Origin of the sequence: Porphyromonas pasteri (assembly GCF_014647755.1) — a bacterium.
GTDB classification, from domain to species: Bacteria; Bacteroidota; Bacteroidia; order Bacteroidales; family Porphyromonadaceae; genus Porphyromonas; species Porphyromonas pasteri.
In genome coordinates this window covers 835,062-857,509 of sequence record NZ_BMPU01000001.1, presented here as the reverse complement: position 1 = coordinate 857,509, position 22,448 = coordinate 835,062, and the positions used below count along the sequence as shown (strand labels likewise).

Sequence of the window (22,448 nt, the reverse complement as noted above, 5' to 3'; positions counted from 1 at the left end):
GAGCTATCGGATAACCCCCTTCTTACGCCAGAGATAGATGAGGATAGCCCCGCCGATCATCCCACCGAGGTGAGCGAAGTGGGCTACCTGACCCCAAGTGTTGTGGATGCCAGCGAAGAGCTCGAAGGCGCCGTAGAGGAAGACGAAATACTTCATCTTCAGCGGTATGGCGAAGCCAATGAGGACGTATGAATTGGGGAAGAGTACGCCAGAGGCAAGGAGGATGCCGAAGACAGCTCCCGATGCCCCCACGGTATTCAGCATGCTGAGGAAGGTGTCGAGTGGGACGATCCCCGATGGGAGCTGTACGCTCGCATACTGTACGACCTCGCGTAGCTCATAGTACCAGCTCAGCTCCTGCACCAGCCCTGCACTAATACCACAGAGGAGATAGTAGATCAGATAGCGCTTGCTGCCCCAGAAGTACTCGATGCTCGAGCCGAACATATAGAGTGCGAACATATTCGACAGCACGTGCTCGATGGACGAGGTGCTGTGGAGGAACTGATATGTCAGGAGCTGCCACACTCGGAAGGCTGAGGACTCGAAGTAGTGTAGGCCAGCGACCTCCGCAAGGTCAAAGCCTCGACGCAGTAGCAAGACTGAGGCGAAGTAGATGATGAAGTTGATGACGATCAAGTTGCGGGTCACTGGGGGAGCCCAGCGAGTCCAGGCGGAGGAGGACTGTTGCATACAGCGCTATGGAGTGATGATGGAGTCTATCTAAATATATGGGGCTCTCGGGGATGTACTCACCTGAAAAGCCCCGTCTCACAAAGATAACTATTCTTCCCCGCTTCTTTGTTGCACAGCAGGAAGCGAAATAGCCCCGCAGGAGGTCATCCTGCGGGGCTATTTATGTCCTACGGCTTCGGTGCGCGGGCAGGGTTGCCTCAGCGCAGATGGGCCGTACGGTGTGGACTACTTGATACGCTTGTAGCCGTAGACAGCGAGGTCACCGAGCTCTTCTTCGATGCGGAGGAGCTGGTTGTACTTAGCCATACGGTCGGTACGGCTGAGCGAACCGGTCTTGATCTGACCAGAGTTCGTAGCTACAGCGATGTCAGCGATCGTAGCATCTTCCGTCTCACCAGAGCGGTGTGAGGTGACGGAGGTGAAGCCGTGGCGGTGAGCCATATCGATAGCGTCGAGGGTCTCGGTGAGCGTACCGATCTGGTTGACCTTGATGAGGATCGAGTTACCGCAGCCTTCGGCGATACCACGACGGAGGTACTCGACATTCGTGACGAAGAGGTCGTCACCGACGAGCTGGATCTTCTTGCCGAGCTTGTCGGTAAGCTTCTTCCAACCTTCCCAGTCGTTCTCAGCCATACCGTCTTCGATCGAGTCGATAGGATACTTCTCTACCAGCTGGCTGAGGAACTCAACCTGCTCGTCGATCGTGCGCTTCACACCGTGGTCACCTTCGAACTTCGTGTAGTCATAGATGCCATCCTTGAAGAACTCAGAGGAAGCGCAGTCCATAGCGATGGTGATGTCCTTACCGGGGACGTAGCCAGCCTTTTCGACAGCCTTGAGGATAGACTCGATAGCGTCTTCCGTACCGTTGAGAGCAGGAGCGAAACCACCTTCGTCACCTACAGCGGTGCTGAGGCCACGGTCGTGGAGGACCTTCTTCAGTGCGTGGAAGACTTCAGCACCCATACGGAGACCTTCGCGGAAGCAGCATGCACCGACGGGGCGGATCATAAATTCCTGGAAGGCGATAGGAGCGTCAGAGTGCGAGCCACCGTTGATGATGTTCATCATAGGTACGGGGAGCACGTAGGTATTGGTACCACCGATGTAGCGGTAGAGGGGGATGTCGAGGTACTGAGCGGCAGCCTTAGCGACGGCGAGAGATACACCGAGGATAGCGTTAGCGCCGAGGTTGCTCTTGGTCTTGGTGCCATCGAGGGCGATCATCTTCAGGTCGATCTCACGCTGGTTCAGAGCACTCATGCCGTAGAGCTCAGGTGCGATGACGTTGTTGATGTTCTCTACTGCCTTGAGGACACCCTTACCGAGGTAGCGACCCTTGTCGCCGTCACGGAGCTCGAGAGCTTCGTTTTCGCCCGTGGATGCACCGCTGGGTACAGCTGCACGACCGATGATACCACACGCAAGGTGTACGTCTACTTCTACTGTGGGGTTCCCACGGGAGTCGAGGATCTCACGCCCGACGATCTTGATAATTTCCATAAAACTAATTCGAATTAGCAAATCTGTCTATATAGACTTTTCTGTCTCCTACAAAGGTACAACGAATATATGATATTCAACTGCCCGAGTTACAAGAGAATGGACAAGGGGATAAGGGCGCTCCTCTGCACCCTATTTAAGGCTTCTCAAAAGCACCTCCTTCGGTAGTAGAAAAAGCGCCCCACAGCACGCTACGAAAAGGTGTGCTGTGAGGCGAAGGTGGGGATATAAGGGCTGAAACGAGAGCGCCTTAGATGCGAAGCGTAGCCGTCACGATGAGCTCGCGGGGGCGGAGCGGTACGGCGAAGCTCGAGATGTCGGTGTCGGAGAGGCGGGTCACTTGGTAGGCAGTCTGACCCCATAGGTTCGCTAAGCGGGCGGTGAGCTTGATACGCTTGCTGACGGTCCAGGCAGCGTCGAGGTCACCGAAGAGGGTGTGCTTGTACTCTCTTGGAGCGACCTCATTCATTGAGTGGACGACCTGCAGGCCGAGGAGCCAGCGATCACCGAGGGGGAGGCCTGCCTCGAAGCTCTCACGCAGGGAGAGGACGGGGCGTAGCTTCGTCAGCGGGTGATGTATCCATAGACTGCTGAGCTCGAAGGTGTAGGCCAGTTCCAGCGGGGAGAGCTTGTTGCACGTCATCGTGAGGCTGGGCACGAGGAGGTCGCTCTGGATCTGATAGACGCGATGTGCTTGTGAGGAGATGTAGCTCGAGTGGCTGTATCGTAGCTCGGCATGTAGGCTCAGCCCGAGTGGTGCGATGGACTTGTCGACGACGCCCGCTGCGGAGAAGGTCTGGCGGTGGTGCGTGCTGTCGATGGGGATGCTCACCGTGCGGTCAAGACTATAAGTATAGTCACGGTAGTAGCCGTGGGTCGTGTAGTTGTAGCTCAGATGGAGGTAGGTGAAGAAGAGCTCCAGCGGGTTGCGATAGGTGAGGCGGAGCGAGCTGGAGAGGGTCTGCTGACTGTAGAGGTGCTCGAGACTCTGGTAGTAGAGGCGGTAGCCTCGTCTCTGGGTGCTGGGGCTGTAGTAGCCGTCGAGGTCGGGGCGCTCGGAGTAGCTCCCACGTAGCCATAGCTCTCCGTGCTGCCCGAGGCTCGCCCTCATGCTGAAGAAGGGGGCGATACGTAGGCGTGTCGCCTCATCGTGGCGCGTACCTACCTGAAGCATCTCCCGCTCGAGGGTAAGAGGGGTACCCACCGAGAGATAGAAGCCCTCGGGGCGGTAGCTGAAGGACGCATCCAGCGCCAGAGAGAGGTCACGGTAGCTGCAGGAGCGGGCAAGGCTCGCGTAGGGCGTGTCAAAGCTCCGTAGGTCGGCCGTGGCTGCCAGCCCCGTGTGAAGTGCGGTGGTGCGGGAGAACTGGAAGCTCGTCGAGGCTTGATGCGTCGTGTGAAGCTGGGTGATGCGTCGCTCTTCGTAGAGCGTCTGCGTGGGGAGTGCCGCCTCGTTCCACTCGCCACGGAGCGTCTCTCCTGCGGTGTAGCCACGTGTGGAGGAGACGAAGTCGAGGACCGTACCGCCTAAGCGGAGGGTCGTCTGCAGGGCCGCTTGGAGCCAAAGCGGCTCCTGCCGTAGTCCCAAGGTGTACTCACGGCGATTGGAGCGAAGGCCCTCAGCTTGGTCGGAGCGCCTACCTCCGAAGCTTAGCTCACCTACGAGATAGCGCTTGGGCGCATTGTGCTCGTAGCGCAGGGCGGCATTGTAGTAGTTGGGGCTTCGGGTCAGCTGTGATGTCTCGTAGAGGTCGAGCGGTGTAGTGCCGAGGTAGTGGGTCTCGCTCTCGGAACTGAGACGTCGGCGGTCGTGGTAGCCCGAGACGTTGATGCGGAGGTTACTGTACTCCCCGAGCTTCTGCAGGTCATTGATGCCCCAGTTGAAGCCTCTGTCATCGAGGTAGCGCCCGATGTCGAGGGGTGGGCGCTGTGGGGAGGAGGTCTGTAGGGCGGTCGAGGGAAGGGAGATCTGTGGAAGGCCACTCCCTGCGTCGTGCTGCTGCTCGAAGTCTGACGAGAGGTCTACCCCCGTATTATTCCCCTTGAGTGAGGTGATGAGTTGGTTCGTCGGTGAGGCCTGCATGAGGAAGGCTTTTCCCTCCCAGAGCGGTGCAGGCAGGCCCGTCCCTGCTGTGACCTCCCCGAAGGGACGGAAGCGTGCGGCCTTGCTCAGACGGATGTTCAGCGCTGCCTGGTCGCTGGAGACGAGGCCCTGTAGGACGCGCTTGTGCTGGTTGTGCTCGATGACATCGACCTGATCGACGGCATTGATGGGGATGTTGCGCGAGGCCTGCGTGTAGTTGCTGCCCAAGGGATCTTGCCCCTCGATGTAGAACTTATTGATAGGCTTACCCTGATACTCTATCCGTCCATTCTCCTTGACCTCTACCCCGGGGAGCTTCTTGATGACATCCTCGAGGTAGCGGTCTCGCTTGCCTGCAAAGGCCTTGACGCGGTAGCGGAGCGTGTCGCCCCGCACGGTGATGGGGCGTGCCTTGATATGTACCTCACGTATCGGCGTCGTCGAGGGCTGGAGACGCACGGTGAAGCTATCTCCCGAGAGCTCGCTGATGCGTAGCTCTTGCTTCGTATAGCCTAAGAGGACGAAGGAGAGAAGCTGGTCTTGGGGCGTGAGGCGAAAGCGTGCCTCGCCCTTGGCGTCGCTCTGCGTGAAGGCCGTGCGGTGCCGTTCGCCGTCCCATGCTGAGCAAAGGACATCGACGATGGGGGCACCCGTCTCAGCATTGACGATACGGGCGGTCACGTGGCGCTCACTCGTCTGCCCATGCACTTGCCCTATGGGGAGCAGGAGGAGCAGCATGAGGAGGCACCAAAGGAGTCGGGGCGTGTAGTCGTAGTGTCTCATAGTGGTATCGGGAAGTGGGAGAGGGGCTTTTACTCCAGCTCAATCGGGTTGTAGGGCTTAGGAGGCTTGGCGGTCTTCTTCCCCTGGACGTTGATCTTCGGTGTGCTGTAGCCCGAGGGGTTCGTCATGTAGTTGCGGATGGCCTGCTGGAGGCGCTCCCTGGTCGTCTTGAAGTAGGACTTCTTCTTGCGGTAAATGACCTCTCCGCGCGGAGCGCGCTCGAAGCCCTGCAAGGTGAAGACGTGGTCACGGTCCTTATCATAGATACAGGTGATGAGTCCAGGGAGTCCTCTGAACTTATACGGGCCATAGCTCAGCGGGATCTCCTCGGTGTACCAAGCCGTGTAGTCGCGCCCTCGGTAGCGGGTCTGGGCGCGGTGGCAGGTGTATCCAGCGATGATACTATCTCCTGCGACCAGCTCCCACTGCTGCTGGGGGATACTATCTATGTAGGTGAAGTGGTCGGTGACGATCCGATCGAAGTACTCCATCTTCCCCTCTCTCTGAAGGAAAAGTATATGGCTATCCATGACGGAGCTCTTGCCTGCCTTATAGTATCCTGGGACGAACTCTTCAGGGGTCTTACCCGTCTTGACTCCATCGTCAAATATGGAGTCAGCCAGCAAGGTCCCATGGTCTATATAGCGCTGGGCCGTTTCACCGATTTGCAATACTTGCGTCCATTCATAGGCTGGCGCCATGCTTTTCGCGACAGGATGGTACTCTGCTTTATAGAATGCACGATAGAGGTTGGGCTCAATGACGTCCTTGCCTACGGTGTCAGCCTTCATTGTTTTGAAGGCACGTATCAAGCTCTCGATGAATGGGGCCATGTTGGTCTCTTGTGCCTCAGCGCTCATTACGGAGAGGATGCACATACTGAGGGATAAGGCGATGCCTCGGAGGAGTCTTACTGTCTTCATAGAGGGCGGGGAGGAGTGGACGGGCGATTTATTCTAATTCGATCGGGTTGTAGGGCTTACTATGATGCTTGACGGGCTTGTTCTTGGGGTCACGGACGACGATGTCGGAGGTGAAGAGGTCGGGCTGCTCGTGGTAGTTCCTCTGGAGCTTCGCCACCACTTCCCGCTTGGTCTCGAACCACCACATACGTCGCGCTTCCTCGTAGATGTAGTCCTCTGACGGAGCTTTCTCAAAGCCTACAAGCGTATAGATATGCTCGCGCTGGGTGTCGTAGATGCAGGTGATGAGGCCAGGGAGACCTCCGAACTTAAAGGGCCCATAGGGGAAGGGGATCTCCTCGGTGTACCAAGCGATGTAGTCTCGTCCACGGAAGTGCGTCGTGGCCTTGTGGCATGGGTAGCCTAAGACCGTACTATCGCCCCGCACCATCGTCCACTGGAGCTGGGGGATGGGCTCGGTGTAGTGGTACTTGTTGATGAAGATCTTCTCGTGGGCATTGATCATCCCCTTGGAGCGGTCGAAGATAAGCTTCAGATGAGATAAGGCAGCTCTTGAGGCAGCCTTATCCTCCGCCTCAAATTCCCCGTATTTCTTCCTCGCCTTCACCGACGCATTCCATATCGAGTCACTACGTAGCTCGCCATAGTCGAGGAAGGCTTGGTAGTTCCTGCCTATCTGCAGAACCTGCATCCAGTGATAAGCTGAGGGGGTAGATGGGTCGTCTCGGTACTGCTTCTCATAGTAGGCCCGATACTGTGCGTAGTCGAATATGGTCATCTGCAGGGAGTCACTCGGCTCATATACATAGGTGTAGTCCGGGAAGACCTTGGGCTTTTGACCTATGGCGGGAAGGCTCAAGCACCCCATCCCAATCGTGAGGAATAGGGTGCGGAGAAGCAAACGTATCATAGTTCTGTGGGGTGGGGTTATTCCAGCTCAATGGGGTTGTAGGGCTTAGGGGGCTTGCGGTTGATCTTAGTGCCAGGGGCTGGCGTGATAAGGTCGGACTTGAAGAGGTCGGGCTGCTCGTGGTACTGTCGCTGGAGTTTATTGACCTCCTCGCGTGTGCCCTCGGTGGGTTTGCGTCGCCCGTTGCCGTAGTAGATGTAGTCTAAGGCGGGGGCTTTCTCAAAGCCTACAAGCGTGTAGATGTGCTCGCGCTGGGTGTCATAGATGCAGGTGATGAGGCCAGGAAGCCCCCCGAACTTATAGGGCCCATAGGGGTAGGGGATCTCCTCGGTGTACCAAGCTACGTAGTCTCGTCCACGGAAGCGGGTCGTGGCCTTATGGCACGTGTAGCCCAAGATCGTGCTATCGCCCCGCACCATCGTCCACTGCTGCTGGGGGATGGGCTCGCTGTAGTGGTACTTCGAGACAAAGACTCTGTCGTATGCGTCCAAGACACCCTTGTTGCGGTCAAAGAGGAGCTTCACGTCGGGAAGCGATTCATCTTTAGCTGCAGACCATTCGGGATGCAGTTCGGCATCACTCTTGCCCGCCTTTATCGAGGCGTTCCATATCGAGTCGGCACGTAGCTCCCCATAGTTGACGTAGCCCTGATACTTGCCCCCGATTTGCAGGAGCTGAAGCCAGCGATATTCCCGAGGATCGGAGGGGGTGTCTCTGTATTGTTTTCGATAGTAGGCTCGGTATTGAGCATAGTCGAAGATGGTAAGCGCTATGGTATCGCTCAGAGCATGGTGCCTGTCGGTTTTTTGGGGAGCTTGGGCTGAAGCGGTCGTGCTGTGGAAGCACAGGCTCCCTATTCCGATAGCAAGGAATAGGGTGCGGAGAAGTAAGGGTTTCATGTGTCGTGTGGTGCTTGGTGGTGTGGGAAGATGCGATGATTAGGATTGGGTAGGGCGGTAGGCGATGTAGAGCGGGCGTTTGCTGCCCTTGCGCTGGATGCGTAGGTAATGGCCTGTGTCCTCCGTAGCGAGGAGCTTGAAGAGGCCAATCTTCGTCTTGTAGAAGTAGCCACTATAGCCGAAGTAAGCTTCCGAGCCGAAGACACGGAGACCATTCATTAAATTGATACCACTTACCTCGGATATGTCGTAGGTCGTGCGGCTATACCGCTTCGACCATAAGAGCCGCTTCAAGACCACGGTCTCTCCGTCATCCTCTATCGAACGGGGCATAGCGAGGGGAGGATAGATGAGGGTCAAAGCGCCTGCCCAGAGGAGGAAGGCAAACAATGATAAGCCGTCTTCCATCACCAGAAGGTAAAGGATGAGTGCAAGGGCCCACAATCCAATGAAGGTGATGACCTTGACGAATTTAGAGTACCTAAACGTGTAGTGCATAGTGCGATTAGATGGAAGTGATGGTGTTGCTTTGCGCTAATACCCCATTCTGATGGTGAGGAATAGGGTGCGGAGTAATGAGGGTCTTGTGGGAGGGGTGGTGCTGGGGGTGGTGTGGGAAGATGTGATTAGTAGGATAGGGCAGGCTGGTAGGCGATGTAGAGTGGGCGTTTGCCACCTTTGCGCTGGATGCGTAGGTAATGACCCGTCTCCTCCGTAGCGACGAGATTGAAGAAGCCCATCTTCGATCTGTAGAAGAGGCCACTATAGCAGAAGTAACCTGCCGAGCCAACGATGGCGTAGCTCTTCGTTAGCTCCATATCACTTACCTCCGAGATATCGTAGGTCGTACGGCTATACCGCTTCGACCATAAGAGCCGTCTCAGGGCTACGGTCTCTCCGTCATCCTCTATCGAACGGGGTATAGAGAGGGCGGAATAGAGCAGCGATATAAAGATCATCCAGCTGTATAGGACAATCATAAACCAAGGGCTTGATCTGAATGCATAGTAGCAGATCAGCCCAAGAACCATTACGCAGAGGGCGGTGTAGACCTTGAGGGGGGTAGAGTATCTAAACGTGTAGTGCATAAGATGAATGTGGTGTCGTTGCGTTGCGCTCCTGTGTCTCTGTATTGCGTGGAGAAGGGCTTCTCTCCACACTGCAAACCTAAAAAAAAACTTGTAATCAGCAATACCAGAGAAGAGAACCTTGCGATACACGTCGCGTAGCCGTGCTATGTGGGGCTCGCTGCTTCGGAGAGAAAAGCTGAAAGCAGTAGTGGAATGAATCCCTACGAGCGCGAATAAAAGTCGCGGACGAGTGGTAGATAAGTTGCGTCTGCGTACGTGGATCTAATGTCTACGTACGTGGATCATAGGATTTACGTGCGTGGTCGTTAAGACTACGTGCCTGGATAGGGGAAGACCACTACGAGAGGGCGGCTTTTTCTTCGCGGGGATAGCACTTCTTCCTCCGCTGGATGAGAGAAATCGGCGTGATAGGGCGAGTCCCTTACCCTCTGTTAGCGGGCTATCCCCGCGCGTATAGGGGCGCAGGTACGAGGCTTTAGCTATCTTTGTACCACTATACATACAGATAATCACCTCTTTTTAAGAAGCAAAATGATCAACTTTATTGAAGAGCTGCGCTGGCGTGGGATGATCCATGATATGTTCCCAGGCACTGAGGAGCAGCTACAGAAGGAGCGTACCTCTGCCTATCTGGGTATTGACCCCACGGCAGACTCCCTTCACATCGGCCACCTCGTCGGGGTCATGATGCTGCGCCATCTCCAGCTGGCAGGCCATCGCCCCATCGCCCTCATCGGCGGTGCTACGGGGATGATTGGTGACCCCTCGATGAAGTCCGCCGAGCGTAACCTCCTCGACGAAGAGACGCTCCGCCACAACCAAGCTTGCATCAAGAAGCAGCTGTCTAAGTTCCTCGACTTCGATAGCGATGCCCCCAACGCTGCCGTGCTGGTGAACAACTACGACTGGATGAAGGACTACAGCTTCCTCGGCTTCATCCGCGACATCGGCAAGCATATCACGGTCAACTATATGATGGCTAAGGACTCGGTGAAGAAGCGCCTCAGCGGCGAGAACTCCAACGGGATGTCCTTCACCGAATTCAGCTACCAGCTCCTGCAGGGCTACGATTATCTGTATCTCTATCGCCACTACGGCTGCCGTCTGCAGATGGGGGGCTCTGACCAATGGGGGAATATCACCACGGGTACGGAGCTGATCCGCCGTATGGATGCTGGCGAGGCCTATGCTCTGGTATGTCCGCTGATCACGAAGGCCGACGGTGGTAAGTTCGGTAAGACCGAGAGCGGCAATGTGTGGCTTGACCCCGAGCGCACGAGCCCATACGCCTTCTACCAGTTCTGGCTGAATGTCAATGATGCCGATGCGGCACGCTATATCAAGATCTTCACGACGCTGACGCAGGAGGAGATCGCAGGCCTTGAGGCTCAGCAGGCTGCCGCTCCCCACGAGCGCGCACTGCAGAAGCGCCTGGCGGAGGAGATCACCGTCCTCGTCCACGGCCGTGAGAGCTATGATGCCGCTGTGGCTGCCTCGGGCATCCTCTTCGGGCAGGGCACGCGCGAGCAGCTCCAGTCGCTCGACGAAGCTACGCTCCTCTCCGTCTTCGAGGGGGTACCCCAGTTCGAAGTCTCGAAGGATAAGCTGCAGGGTGGTGTGAAGGTCATCGACCTCCTCACCGAAGATGCGGCAGTCTTCCCCTCGAAGGGCGAGCTGCGTAAGCTCATCGCCTCGGGTGGTGTGAGCGTGAACAAGGAGAAGGTCACCAGCCCCGATGGCCTCATCACCTCTGCCCAGCTCATCGCTGACCGCTATCTGCTTGTACAGCGCGGTAAGAAGAACTACTACCTCGTCTTGGCTAAGTAAGCCACGGACACTCGATAACGACGGCTCCCCCACTACTGCAACGGTAGCGGGGGAGCCGTCTTCTTTTGTCCCACCTCGGAGGGGGTACGAATGGAGCTCTGAAGCACGCGCCTCCGTATTCAGGTCGGTACCGTATCGGAGGGAGCATAAAAAGCTACGGGCGCGCTACGATGAAGTAGCGCGCCCGTGGCTTTCTTGGTCTTCGCCTGCAGGAGGGCGAAGGGGAGGGTGTGTGGCTTAGCCTTCGGCCTCTTCGTCGAGGAGGTTCTGGCTATAGCCGACGAGGTGGCGGAGGTTGCCGAGGAGCTCGTTGGTCTCGATGAGGACGTTGAGGTAGACCATCGAGGCACGCAGGTCCTCACGACGGCCCTTGTGGGCGCGCTTCATCTGGGTCTTACGCATACCCTTGACGATCTCGCGCAGCTCCTTACCCATGTTCTTCGCCTTCTTGGCATCCTCCATACGCTTGCTGGAGATGAGCTGGTGGACCTGTGCGATGTAGTCGATGACGCGGTCTCGGATGGGGGCGAACTCAGCGCGGTACTCCTCGGGGATGGGGTTGTAGTTGTTGTCTACGTGCTCTACCGCTACCTCCGTAGCACGCTCGAGGGCGTAGATCATCTGCAGACAGGTATTGGCACCGAGGTGGAACCACATGTTCTTCTCCAGCATGTCTTCGTCGCTGGCCATACGTCTCAGCCCGATAGTCTCCTTACGACGCATCGTCTTGAAGGCACGCTTGTGCTCGTCGAGATGGTGCATGGTCTTTTTCAGACGGCGCAGATCTTCGCTGAAGAGGCCGTTGGTCAGGTCGAGGTAGTCCTGACTGACGTGGTCGAGCAAGCCGATCTGATTCTGACGGACGTGCTCAGAGAGCAGGCTCCACATCGTCGTAGGATCCTCGGCATTGAGGATAGCGACGAAGAGCTCATCATCAGCATCACCCTTCTTACGACGGATGAGATGGCTATTGAAGAGCAGGAAGAGTGCTACAGCGATGAGGATGATCATAGCGATGAAGCCACCATAGCGCATGATCGTAGCGACGATGATCGCGATGATGAAGGCGGCACCAGCTGTGATGAACCAGCCACCGATGACCGACATCACACCCGTCACACGACCGACAGCACTCTCACGACCCCAAGCGCGGTCAGCCAGCGACGTACCCATACCTACCATAAAGGTGACGTACGTCGTGGAGAGAGGGAGCTTGAGCGAGGTGCCGAGTGCGATGAGTAGCCCTGCCAGGACGAGGTTCACCGAGGCACGCACGAGGTCGAAGGCCGCACCAGGCTCCATCGTGAGCTCCTGCTTATTGAAGCGGGAGTCGATCCACGTGCGAGCCTTCTGAGGTACGGCACGCTCGAGGAAGGAGCCGATAGCACTGCTGGTACGCACCAGACCACGGGCGATACGCGATGAGCCGAAGGTCTCCTCACCATCGTCTTGGCGGGAGAGGTTCACCGAGGTCTTGATGACATTCTGCGCGCTCTTAGAGAAGAAGAGCGCCAGCGTCATGATGATACCCGAGCCGAGGAGGAAGATGTAGGGCGTCTTGGCGGGGAGGTTATTCGCACCCATGAGGTAGGTGTCGTAGGCCCCATTCCCGTTGGCCATGTAGTCCTGATAGGCGGAGAGCCCCGAGAGAGGTACCCCGATGAAGTTCACCAAGTCATTACCAGCGAAGGCCAGCGAGAGGGCCAGCGTACCGGCGAGGATAATGATCTTGAGGATATTCACACCGCACCAGTGCAGGACCTGCATGATGATCGAGAAGCCGATGAGGCAGCCGATGACGAGCTCCAGCGTGTGGCCGTTGACCCAGTCCTTGTAGGCGAAGGTCGACTCCTGGAGCCCCTTGATGAGCATGAAGTAGACGATAGAGGTCAGCGCGATACCCCCGAAGATACCAGCGAGGTAGGGGAGAGTCTTCTTATAGTTGAAAGAGAAGCACACACGCGTGATCCACTGCACCACCGAGCCAAAGAAGAAGGCCACAGCTACCGAGAGGAAGATGGCGATGATAACCTGCAGGGCCTTGGAAGCATTCAGCATCTCCAGCATCTGGAGGCTGGGGTCGTCAAAGCCCTTGAGCACTGACATACAGAAGGAAGCCCCGAGGAGCTCGAAGACCATAGAGACGGTCGTCGAGGTCGGTAGCCCGAGTGTATTGAAGATGTTGATCAAGATGATGTCGGTGACTACCGCGGTCAAGCAGATGGTCATGACCTCCTGGAAGGTGAAGTAGGCGGGATTGTATATCCCATTGCGCGCTACGTCCATCATCCCATTACTTAGGGAGGCTCCGAGGAAGATCCCCACAGCAGCGACGCTGAGGATGACCTTGAATGGGGCAGCCTTCGCCCCAATAGCGGAGTTGAGGAAGTTCACCGCGTCATTGCTCACCCCTGCTACGAGGTCGAAGCAGGCGAGGATGATCAAGAAGACGAGGATACAGATAAAGATAATGTCCATTACAGAGAGGATTCGTGATCGTCGTGGAGAGGGAATTAGGCGGGATTAGAGAAGAGGGGGAGGTCAGCAGTGTCCGCCTCGTCGGTGGAGACGGTGGGCTGCTCTCCTTCGTGGGGCTCGATGAGGGCGAGGAATTCGTCCTCGGAGAGTATGGTGATGCCGAGGTCGGTAGCCTTAGCCAGCTTTGCTGGGCCCATATTGGCACCTGCCAAGACGTAGCTGGTCTTGCTGGAGATGGATGAAGCGATCTTCCCCCCGAGGCTTTCGATGAGGGCCTTGTATTCCTCGCGAGAGTGATGGGTGAAGACGCCACTGATGACGAAGGCCTTGCCCGAGATCGCAGCATGATCGGTCGTCGGGAGCGGCTCTTCCTCCGGGCGACGGCTCAGAGGAAGCCCCAGACGCTGGAGCTCCGAGATGAACTCCCTATTCTCGGGTGAGGCGAAGTAGTGGACGAGGCTCTCGGCGATGACCGCACCGATATCGGGGATAGCCGTGAGCTCCTCGAAGGTCGCTGCGCCTAAGGCATCGATATCAGCATAGCGCTGCACGAGCGTCTTAGCTACCGTCTCGCCCACGAAGCGGATGCCGAGCCCGAAGAGTAGGGCACGGAAGGGGCGCTCCTTGGAGGCCTCGATGCTCTCCAGCAGGCGAGTAGCACTGCGCTCCTTGAAGCCGGGGAGCTGCAGGAGATCCTCCAGCTTCAGGCGGTAGAGGTCGGCGATGCTGCGCACGAGGCCGTGGGTGAAGAGGAGGTCAATGGTCTCCGCTCCGAGGCGTATGTCAGCGGCCTTGCGCCCAGAGAAGTGCTCGATACGAGCCGTCTGCTGCGGGGGGCAGGTCGCTTGGTTCGTGCAGTAGTAGGCGGCTTCTCCTTCGTTTCGCTCGAGGGGAGAGCCACAGGCGGGGCAGTGGCTGGGGAAGATGACGGGCTGAGCGTCGCTGGGACGCTCCTCGGTGACGACGCCGACGATCTTTGGGATGATCTCACCGCCCTTCTCTACGAGGACCTGATCATCGAGGTGTAGGTCGAAGGCTTCGATGAAGTCAGCGTTGTGAAGCGAGGCTCGGCGCACGGTCGTGCCCGAGAGTGCCACGGCATCGAGATTGGCCACAGGTGTGACAGCACCCGTACGCCCGACCTGGAAGTCTACGGAGATGAGGCGCGTCTTAGCCTGCTCGGCTTGATACTTGTAGGCGATAGCCCAGCGTGGGGTCTTCGCTGTATAGCCCAGCTCCTCCTGCTCGGTGATGGAGTCGACCTTGAGCACGACGCCATCGGTGGCGACGGGGGCTTCGGCACGTGCCTGCTCCCAGTAGTCGAGGAAGGATAGGACCTCCTCCAGCGAATGGCAGCGGCGGGTAGCCTCCGAGATCTTCAGCCCCCAGCTCTTACAGAGTTGCAGACGCTCGTAGTGACTGTCGGGGAGACTGGGCTGCCCGGGCACGTAGTAGAGGTAGGCATCGAGGCGGCGCTCGGCTACGATAGCGGGATCAAGCTGCTTGAGCGTACCGCTGGCGGCATTGCGAGGATTAGCGAAGAGGGGGAGGTCGGCACGATGACGCTCGGCATTCAGTCGGTCGAACTCCACGAAGGGCAGGAGGATCTCCCCACGTACCTCGAGGCTCTCGGGATAGCCCGTGCCACGCAGGCGGAGGGGGATGGAGCGTATCGTGCGTACATTAGCCGTCACATCATCGCCCATCTGTCCGTCGCCACGAGTGACGGCACGGGTCAGTAGTCCCTTCTCATAGGTCAGGGAGATCGAGAGCCCGTCGTACTTCAGCTCCGCAATGATGGTGAAGGGCTTACCGCCCAAGTCCTTCGAGACGCGCTCGTAGAACTCCCGTACATCGTCGTAGCTGTAGGTATTGCCCAGCGAGAGCATAGGGTAGCGGTGCGCTACCTGCGTGAAGCCCTCGGTGCGGTCACGGCCGACACGCTGCGTAGGCGAGTCGGGTGTGATGAGCTCGGGATGCTCCGCCTCCAGTCGCTCCAGCTGCTTAAGCAGTTGGTCGAAGTCGTAGTCCGAGATGGTGGGAGCTGAGAGGACGTAGTAGGCGTAGTTGTGCGCCTCGATCTCCTCTCTTAGACGCTGGATCTCTGTGGCTATGGGTGCCATATCTGATAGTAATGGAGGTCCTCGTAGTGGTTGTCTTGCCAGTGCCAGCGGGGGAGCGTGGCGGTATACTCGAAGCCGATGCTGCGGAGCATCTGCTGAGAGGCTTCGTTGGAAGCCAAGACCTCGGCATAGACTTGCTCACAGCGGAGCTTGTCGAAGGCGTAGCGTAGCGCTAAGCGGATGGCTTCGGAGCCTATCCCCGTCTTGCGAGCCTCACGGTCGATGTAGATACCGACGCCCAGACGGCGATGGATGGGACTGTAGTCGTAGAGGACGAGATGCCCCAGTGCCGCGTGAGTCTTGAGCCCCTCGATGATGAGGCTCATCGAGCCTGTCTCGAGGATATGCGTGCCCGAGGCGGTGATGTAGCGCTGGATGAAGTCGGGGGAGAGAGGATTGATCGTGCCGCTGGAGTACCAGCCCTCGGGGTCGTTCTCCCAGCTGAGGAGCAGCGGGAGATCTTCCTGCGATAGGGCGCGGAGCTGTATGTGCTTGCCCGGGATGCCGATAGCCTGCGTGTGCATGGGGTCAGAAGCTTAGCGACTGATCGAAGTCCGTGCGGGTGAGGATGGAGCGACCGAGCGTCACTTCGTCGGCATACTCGATCTCATCTCCGATGGCTACACCGCGGGCGATGACCGAGAGGCGTACGTCCAGCCCCGCGAGGCTGCGGTAGATGAAGAAGTTCGTCGTGTCCCCCTCCATCGTCGTACCCAGCGCCAAGATGACCTCACGGACACTGCCACTGCGTACCCGCTCGATGAGCTCGGGGATCTTCAGATCATCGGGACCAATGCCGTCAATAGGGGAGATGACCCCGCCGAGGACATGGTAGACACCACGGTACTGACCGGTATTCTCGATAGCCATCACATCGCCTACGTGCTGTACGACGCAGACGGTGGAGCTATCACGCTGGGGGCTGGAGCAGATCGGGCAGAGCTCGGTGTCACTGATATTATAGCACTGCCGGCAGTAGACGATGCCATCTCGCATCTCTACGAGGGCATCAGCGAAGGTATGGGTATCGATCGGGGGGCGTGAGAGCAGGTGTAGCGCCAAGCGTAGAGCAGTCTTGCGCCCTACCCCTGGCAGGGTAGAGAGCTGCTCTACGGCTCGCTCGACGAGCTTGGACGGGTAGGCGTTCATCGTATCGGGTCTCGCTCTCAGTAGAGATAAAGCCCGCAGAAGAACCCCTGAGTACTATCGCTATGGGATAGGGGAGGGATCTTCTACGGGCTTTATCGCAGGTTATTCTTCGAGGGCCTCGATTTCGTTGCCTTCCTTGTCTACGAACTTGTAGTCGAGGAAGCCGAGGCTCTGATTGGGGGTCACACGTATACCGCGAGCTATCTGGAGCTTCCAGCGGCGGGCGATGGACATGAAGAACCCCTTGGTGAGGTAGGCGGCCACATAGGGATGTACGTGGACGTTGATGTAGGATGTGTCTAAGCGTGGAGCTAAGTCACGGAGCTTTTCTTCGAGCTGATCGGTGAAGAGGATAGAGGACTTCATCTTCCCTGTACCAAGGCATGTGGGGCACGTCTCATCCGTATTGATCTGGGTGGCGGGGCGCACACGCTGACGGGTGATCTGCATCACGCCGAATTTACTCAGCGGTAGGATGTTGTGTCGCGTGCGGTCGCTCTCCATCAGCTTGACCATATGCTCATAGAGGAGCTGACGATTCTTCTGGTCATGCATGTCGATGAAGTCGACGACTATGATACCACCCATATCTCTCAGGCGGAGCTGACGAGCGAGCTCTTCGGCTGCGATGAGATTGACGTCGATCGCTGTGCCCTCCTGCTCGGTGCTCTTACGGGAGCGGTTGCCACTATTGACGTCCACGACGTACATAGCCTCGGTCTGCTCGATGATCAGGTAAGCACCACTCTTACAGGTGACAGTACGCCCGAAGGACGCCTTGATCTGCTTGGTGACATTCTTCTCATCGAAGATGGGGAGGTTCCCCGTATAGAGGCGGACGATATCTTCACGCCCAGGGGCTATCTGACGGACATACTCGCGTATCTCCTCGTAGTAGGCCTTGTCGTTGACGTGGATGCTCTGGAAGGAGGGGTTGAAGGTGTCGCGCAGGATGCCTAAGGCACGGCTGGACTCTTCGTAGACGATCTTTGGGGTCTTGGTGATCTTGGGGAGCTTCTGTATGCTCTCCTCCCAGCGTCTGAGCAGACGGCTGAGCTCCTGATCGAGCTCGCTGGCTCGCTTTCCCTCGGCCGAGGTGCGGATGATCACGCTGAAGTTCTTAGGCTTCATGCTGAGGATGAGCTGCTTGAGGCGTGCTCGCTCCTCGTGTGATTCGATCTTAGCGCTGACGGATACCTTGTCAGAGAAGGGGACGAGGACGAGGTTTCGCCCTGCGATGGATATCTCAGCCGAGAGGCGTGGCCCCTTCGTGGAGATAGGCTCCTTGACGACTTGGACGAGGACATTCTGTCCAGCCTTCAGGTAGTCAGCGATCTTCCCGTCCTTCGGTAGGTCAGGGAAGGTGGGGATCTTGCTCAAGGAGGGTACTGCCTTGGTCTTCTCAATTTGCTCGAGGAAGCGCTGCTGCGCTTGGTAGATCATCCCCAGGTCGAGGTAATGAAGAAAAGCATCCTTCTTATATCCTACATCGACGAATGCTGCGTTGAGGCCAGGCATCACCTTCTTGACGCGTCCGAGATAGATGTCTCCGACGGCGAATGCCAGGTCACGACGCTCGCGCTGGAGCTCTACCAGTCGTTGGTCTTCCAGTAGAGCCATCGAGATCTCCTTGGCGGAGACGTCGACGATCAGTTCACTGTTCACTTGGCGGATTCGTTAATGATAGTAGAGTAAAAAAGGAAGTAGTATAAAGTGTACGGGGGCAAGGCATACGTCTTGTGAACTGCCCTACCCCCGCGCATGTGACATTACTTCTTCTTATGTCTGTTCTTCTTGAGTCTCTTCTTACGCTTGTGCGTAGCCATCTTATGGCGCTTTCTTTTCTTTCCGCTTGGCATAGCTGCTTTTGATTATATGATTATTTACTATAGTTCGGCTTTCGATCCACTACTTGACCTTGGAGGCGAAGAGCTTCGAGGGCTTGAAGGCAGGGATGCGGCGCTTGGGGATGATGATCGTAGTCTTCTTCGAGATATTGCGAGCAGTCTTCTCTGCACGCTCCTTGATGATGAAGCTACCGAAGCCACGGAGGTAGACGTTTTCTCCACGTACCAGAGAGTCCTTGACTGACTCCATGAACGCCTCTACCACTGCCAGAGTAGTCTCTTTATCTACTCCCGTGCTCTTGGCGATATCGCTCACCACTTCTGCTTTCGTCATAGTTGATGAAATATTTTAATTGTATGAATATCATTCTTTTTGCCCTGCAAATATACGGTAAATCTTCGAATATGCAAGGTGTACTTAGCATCAGAGAGCAGGGTGGAGACTGCACTTCCACCCCGCTCCCTTATACTTTATTTTACCTTCTACTTGCTTACTTGAGGCTCTTGAAGTAGGCGTCGAGGAGGCGCTGAGCTCCGACGAAGGAGGAAAGGCGGTCTGAGAGGATATCGCTCTCGACCTCGGGGCGTAGGCTTCGAATAGCATCACTCTGGTAGAAGGAGTTCTTCAGAGCTTCATTGATGCTCTCGTACATCCACCACTTGGTCTGGCGCTGGCGCTTCTCTTCGAAGTAGCCCGAGTCCGTGGCGAAGTGTCGGTACTCATCGACCATATCCCATATCTCCTTGATGCCAAGACCGTAGAAGCCTGAGTAGGTGAGGACCTTGGGACGCCAACCTGACTCCGTAGGGGGGAAGAGGTGGAGGGCATTGCGGAAGTGGGTGGCAGCAAGGTTAGCCTTGTCGATGTTATCACCATCGGCTTTGTTGATGACGATGGCATCAGCCATCTCCATGATACCACGCTTGATCCCCTGTAGCTCGTCACCCGTCCCAGCCAGCTGGATGAGGAGGAAGAAGTCTACCATAGAGTGTACTGCCGTCTCACTCTGCCCGACGCCGACGGTCTCGACGAATATCGTATCGAAGCCTGCAGCCTCGCAGAGTACGATCGTCTCACGCGTCTTACGGGCTACACCTCCGAGTGAGCCAGCCGAAGGGCTGGGGCGGATGAAAGCATTCTTCTCGCGGGAGAGCTGCTCCATACGGGTCTTATCTCCGAGGATACTACCACCAGAGCGCTCGCTGCTGGGGTCGATAGCGAGGACTGCCAGGCGTCGCCCCTGCTTGACGAGGTGCATCCCGAAGGTGTCGATCGAGGTACTCTTCCCTGCACCTGGTACCCCCGTGATACCGATACGCATTGACTTCCCAGCGTAGGGGAGGCAGCGCTCGATGATCTGCTGGGCGATGGCCTGATGGTCGGGGCGGTTGCTCTCGACGAGTGTCACGGCCTGACTGAGGCAGGTGATGTCGGAGCGGAGGATGCCTTCGACGAATTCGTCCACCGTATAGGTGCGGCGAGCTACGCGTCGTAGGTTGGGATTGACCATAGGCTGGGCTGCCACGCCTTGATTGACCTTGAGCCCGAGGTAGGCTGGATCATTCTCTGGGTGGTGTAGAAGCTCTTCGTTGATATCCATATCGCTTGCTTTGAATAGTGCTTGTTTTGTGTCGGTGGTAAAGGGGCACGGGATAAGGTCGTCCCCATGCTCGCGCTTTCCTTTGTCAAAGGTACGCAATTTCGCCTGTGCCACACCCCTCATCTTATACGTCGTTGGGGGGATAAAGCACGCGGGGTGAACCAATGATAGTTCACCCCGCGTACTTTATCTTTTGCCTTGCTCTTGCTTAGTGCTTAGCCAGCTTCATGAAAAGCTTGGTTGAGCGATTGAGGATGGGCTGGAAAAGCGCTCCAAGCAGTAGAGCACTGATGAGGAATGTCAGGACGCTCTGGTAGGGGGTGAAGTGGAGCTTCTCTGCCAGTGCAAGCCCCAGCTGGCGTACGATCGGGTGGCTGACAAAGATCGCTGCGGAGATGCTACCGACCCACGCGAGAGGTTTATTCACGCTCTGCGGAAGGAGTTGGGTGCATGAGGTGGCAAGAGCACAGACGAAGATCGGCGTCGTGATCCATGGGAGGAAAGAGAGGCTTGTCACGAAGATCAGTGCGATCGAGACCAGGGCAATGATTACGTATGCCGTCTTGCTCAGCTGGATATCCTCTTCATAGCGCGCATAGAGGAGACCAAGACCGAAGGGAAGGATACTCCCGACGAAGTTATTTCGTAGCCATGCCATAGTAGCTCCATCAGGGGTGACGAAGGCTTGTGCGATGCTGCACACTAAGATTGCTCCGACGATCATGCCCCACGAGCGACGGAAAAGGAGCAGACGGTAGACTACATAAAGCTGGAGCATGAGCCCGAAGTACCAGTAGGGTCCTGGAGCATAGGTGGCAAAGGAGCATATCCCAAGGTTGCAGAGCATCGTGAGCTGGCTCAGTACACCGAAGATCGTAGAGGCGGGATAGCTTACGTAGAAAGCATTCAGTAGGAGGTATGCCGCATAGCCCACGATACACATCGAGAGGAGCTTGAGGTAGTGCGTCCAGATGAAGGGGAGGGGGCGAACATCCCTGGTAGTGCGTCCATACTTCTTCTCAAGACCATAGGCACTGAGGAAGACGAAGATCACGACTCCATAGTGTCCAAAGAAGGAGAAGAGCTGTAGTGGAAGGCGTCCGTCGGGGTGTGATAGGTAGGCAAGGAGTTTCGAGACGTGCCATTCTTGGTATGTAAACTCATTCTCGAAGATCGCTCCATACATCCAGTGCGTATAGTTGTGGAGGATGATCGAGAGGATGGCCAAGCCTCGTAAGACCTGACTATTGAGATTGATGGATCGAGACGAATCAGAAGATGCCGCCGACTGATGAGACATGTACTACTTGAGGTAAAGGGTGATGATAGCGAAGCACTGCGTAAGTGTGTATGCCGAGGAGGACTGAAGTCGATAGGTCTAATTCAGATGTACCGACCTCTATAAAGGGGACGTAGCCTCACGGCTATTTGATCTATGTAAGGCTAAATATGATTCTCAGCGGAGCCAAAGCTGCGAAGAGGATCCCATATCAGCGAACTGCCTTAGTAACATCGCAGGTCTGCGAATTGTTGCGACACGCTAATATTTGTGTGATTGGAGAAGAGCTTTGTGCCTCCCCTCCCTTGAGATCGCTACAAAGTAGCCCCAGTGTAAGGAGGTGGACTTACACTGAGGCTGATGTCTTTGTGCTATGGAGTCATGCTTACAGCTGGCGTACGAGTTCGCTGAAGATGCGGCCCATACGGTCGGAGGCTGCGTTGGCGGCGCGTACGACATCGTCACCATCGTTGACGAAGTCATCATCGAAGTGCCAGCCTTCGTTGGTGATGACCGACATCCCGAAGACGCGGATACCAGCGTGGCGTGCGACGATGACTTCGGGTACGGTGCTCATACCGATAGCGTCGCCACCCGAGCGAGACCAGTAGGTGTACTCGGCAGGTGTCTCGTAGGAGGGACCCGTGAGGCCGACGTACACACCTTCGTGGACGTGGATACCGAGCTCCTGAGCGATGGCCTTAGCCTTCGTGATGAATTCGCGGTCGTAGGGGCGCGTCATGTCTGGGAAGCGTGGCCCGAACATCTCGACGTTGGGGCCGATGAGCGGGTTGGGGAGGTTGTTGATGTGGTCGCGGATGATCATCAGATCACCTACGCGGAAGGTCTGGTTGATACCACCTGCGGCGTTGGAGACGAGGAGGTTCTCGATACCGAGGAGCTTCATCACGCGGATAGGGAAGGTGACCTGCTCCATGGGGTAGCCTTCGTAGTAGTGGAAGCGCCCCTGCATGCACAGCACGGTCACGCCCGAGAGGGTACCAGCGATGAGATTCCCCTTATGGCCGATAGCCGTAGAGTGTGAGAAGTGGGGGATCTGTGTGTAGGGGATGATGGTGGGATTCTCGAGCATGTCGCCGAGCTTGCCAAGGCCGCTACCGAGGATGATGGCGGTCTTGATATCCTTTGGTAGGCGTGATGCCAAGTAGTTGGCGGCCTCGTGATAGTGTTGGTCGAGCATAATAATAGGGATATATCTTGCCGAATATTGCGAATAGTATTTGCCTCAAGGG

18 protein-coding genes are annotated in these 22,448 nt (G+C 56.8%); 1 reads left to right on the top strand and 17 read right to left on the bottom strand.

Features of this window, described 5'->3' with window-relative positions:
- Window positions 1–3: 3 nt before the first annotated feature.
- The 8 genes from IEX77_RS03320 to IEX77_RS03285 form a co-directional block, all read right to left on the bottom strand.
- A complete protein-coding gene (locus IEX77_RS03320) occupies window positions 4–693 on the bottom strand; it encodes a rhomboid family intramembrane serine protease (RefSeq protein ID WP_044123807.1) in 690 nt (229 codons plus the stop codon).
- 228 nt (window positions 694–921) lie between these two features.
- Window positions 922–2,202 carry a phosphopyruvate hydratase gene (gene eno / locus IEX77_RS03315; RefSeq protein ID WP_009432153.1) on the bottom strand — a complete coding sequence of 427 codons (1,281 nt, stop codon included), beginning with the start codon at window positions 2,200–2,202 and terminating at the stop codon, window positions 922–924.
- 250 nt (window positions 2,203–2,452) lie between these two features.
- Window positions 2,453–5,068 (bottom strand): carboxypeptidase regulatory-like domain-containing protein, encoded by a 2,616-nt coding sequence (locus IEX77_RS03310; protein WP_188807685.1) that lies wholly within the window; start codon window positions 5,066–5,068, stop codon window positions 2,453–2,455.
- Window positions 5,069–5,097: 29 nt separating this feature from the next.
- Window positions 5,098–5,991, bottom strand: coding sequence for a GLPGLI family protein (locus IEX77_RS03305; RefSeq protein ID WP_188807684.1), 894 nt, complete (start codon window positions 5,989–5,991; stop codon window positions 5,098–5,100).
- Between the two features lie 28 nt (window positions 5,992–6,019).
- On the bottom strand, window positions 6,020–6,901 hold the full coding sequence (locus tag IEX77_RS03300; protein ID WP_188807683.1) for a GLPGLI family protein: 882 nt from the start codon (window positions 6,899–6,901) through the stop codon (window positions 6,020–6,022).
- 17 nt (window positions 6,902–6,918) lie between these two features.
- On the bottom strand, window positions 6,919–7,800 hold the full coding sequence (locus IEX77_RS03295) for a GLPGLI family protein (RefSeq protein ID WP_188807682.1): 882 nt from the start codon (window positions 7,798–7,800) through the stop codon (window positions 6,919–6,921).
- Window positions 7,801–7,839: 39 nt separating this feature from the next.
- Window positions 7,840–8,298: a hypothetical protein gene (locus IEX77_RS03290; protein ID WP_188807681.1), complete on the bottom strand. Its 459-nt coding sequence runs from the start codon at window positions 8,296–8,298 to the stop codon at window positions 7,840–7,842.
- Window positions 8,299–8,426: 128 nt separating this feature from the next.
- Window positions 8,427–8,780 (bottom strand): hypothetical protein, encoded by a 354-nt coding sequence (locus IEX77_RS03285; RefSeq protein WP_188807680.1) that lies wholly within the window; start codon window positions 8,778–8,780, stop codon window positions 8,427–8,429.
- A 645-nt stretch (window positions 8,781–9,425) separates the two neighbouring features.
- Here IEX77_RS03285 and tyrS point away from each other — a divergent pair.
- Window positions 9,426–10,718 carry a tyrosine--tRNA ligase gene (gene tyrS, locus IEX77_RS03280; protein ID WP_188807759.1) on the top strand — a complete coding sequence of 431 codons (1,293 nt, stop codon included), beginning with the start codon at window positions 9,426–9,428 and terminating at the stop codon, window positions 10,716–10,718.
- A gap of 237 nt (window positions 10,719–10,955) precedes the next feature.
- On the opposite strand, the gene IEX77_RS03275 is transcribed toward tyrS, so the two are convergent.
- The 9 genes from IEX77_RS03275 to IEX77_RS03235 form a co-directional block, all read right to left on the bottom strand.
- The gene (locus tag IEX77_RS03275) at window positions 10,956–13,196 is read right to left on the bottom strand and encodes an inorganic phosphate transporter (RefSeq protein ID WP_188807679.1); all 2,241 of its coding nucleotides are present in this window, start codon (window positions 13,194–13,196) and stop codon (window positions 10,956–10,958) included.
- A gap of 35 nt (window positions 13,197–13,231) precedes the next feature.
- Complete coding sequence (gene ligA / locus IEX77_RS03270; RefSeq protein WP_188807678.1) at window positions 13,232–15,319, bottom strand: NAD-dependent DNA ligase LigA; 2,088 nt, start codon at window positions 15,317–15,319, stop codon at window positions 13,232–13,234.
- A complete protein-coding gene (locus IEX77_RS03265; protein ID WP_188807677.1) occupies window positions 15,307–15,843 on the bottom strand; it encodes a GNAT family N-acetyltransferase in 537 nt (178 codons plus the stop codon). The genes ligA and IEX77_RS03265 overlap by 13 nt, the downstream gene beginning before the upstream one ends.
- 4 nt (window positions 15,844–15,847) lie before the next feature.
- On the bottom strand, window positions 15,848–16,468 hold the full coding sequence (gene recR / locus IEX77_RS03260) for a recombination mediator RecR (RefSeq protein ID WP_009432452.1): 621 nt from the start codon (window positions 16,466–16,468) through the stop codon (window positions 15,848–15,850).
- 102 nt (window positions 16,469–16,570) lie between these two features.
- Entirely contained in the window at window positions 16,571–18,133 is a 1,563-nt protein-coding gene (locus tag IEX77_RS03255; RefSeq protein WP_009432449.1) for an Rne/Rng family ribonuclease, read from the bottom strand.
- A 243-nt stretch (window positions 18,134–18,376) separates the two neighbouring features.
- Window positions 18,377–18,649, bottom strand: coding sequence for an HU family DNA-binding protein (locus IEX77_RS03250; RefSeq protein ID WP_009432465.1), 273 nt, complete (start codon window positions 18,647–18,649; stop codon window positions 18,377–18,379).
- A 157-nt stretch (window positions 18,650–18,806) separates the two neighbouring features.
- Window positions 18,807–19,916, bottom strand: a complete 1,110-nt coding sequence (gene meaB / locus IEX77_RS03245) for a methylmalonyl Co-A mutase-associated GTPase MeaB (RefSeq protein WP_188807676.1) — start codon at window positions 19,914–19,916, stop codon at window positions 18,807–18,809.
- Window positions 19,917–20,124: 208 nt separating this feature from the next.
- Window positions 20,125–21,216 (bottom strand): acyltransferase family protein, encoded by a 1,092-nt coding sequence (locus tag IEX77_RS03240; protein WP_188807675.1) that lies wholly within the window; start codon window positions 21,214–21,216, stop codon window positions 20,125–20,127.
- Between the two features lie 364 nt (window positions 21,217–21,580).
- Window positions 21,581–22,396 (bottom strand): purine nucleoside phosphorylase I, inosine and guanosine-specific, encoded by an 816-nt coding sequence (locus tag IEX77_RS03235; RefSeq protein WP_044114621.1) that lies wholly within the window; start codon window positions 22,394–22,396, stop codon window positions 21,581–21,583.
- Window positions 22,397–22,448: the final 52 nt, after the last annotated feature.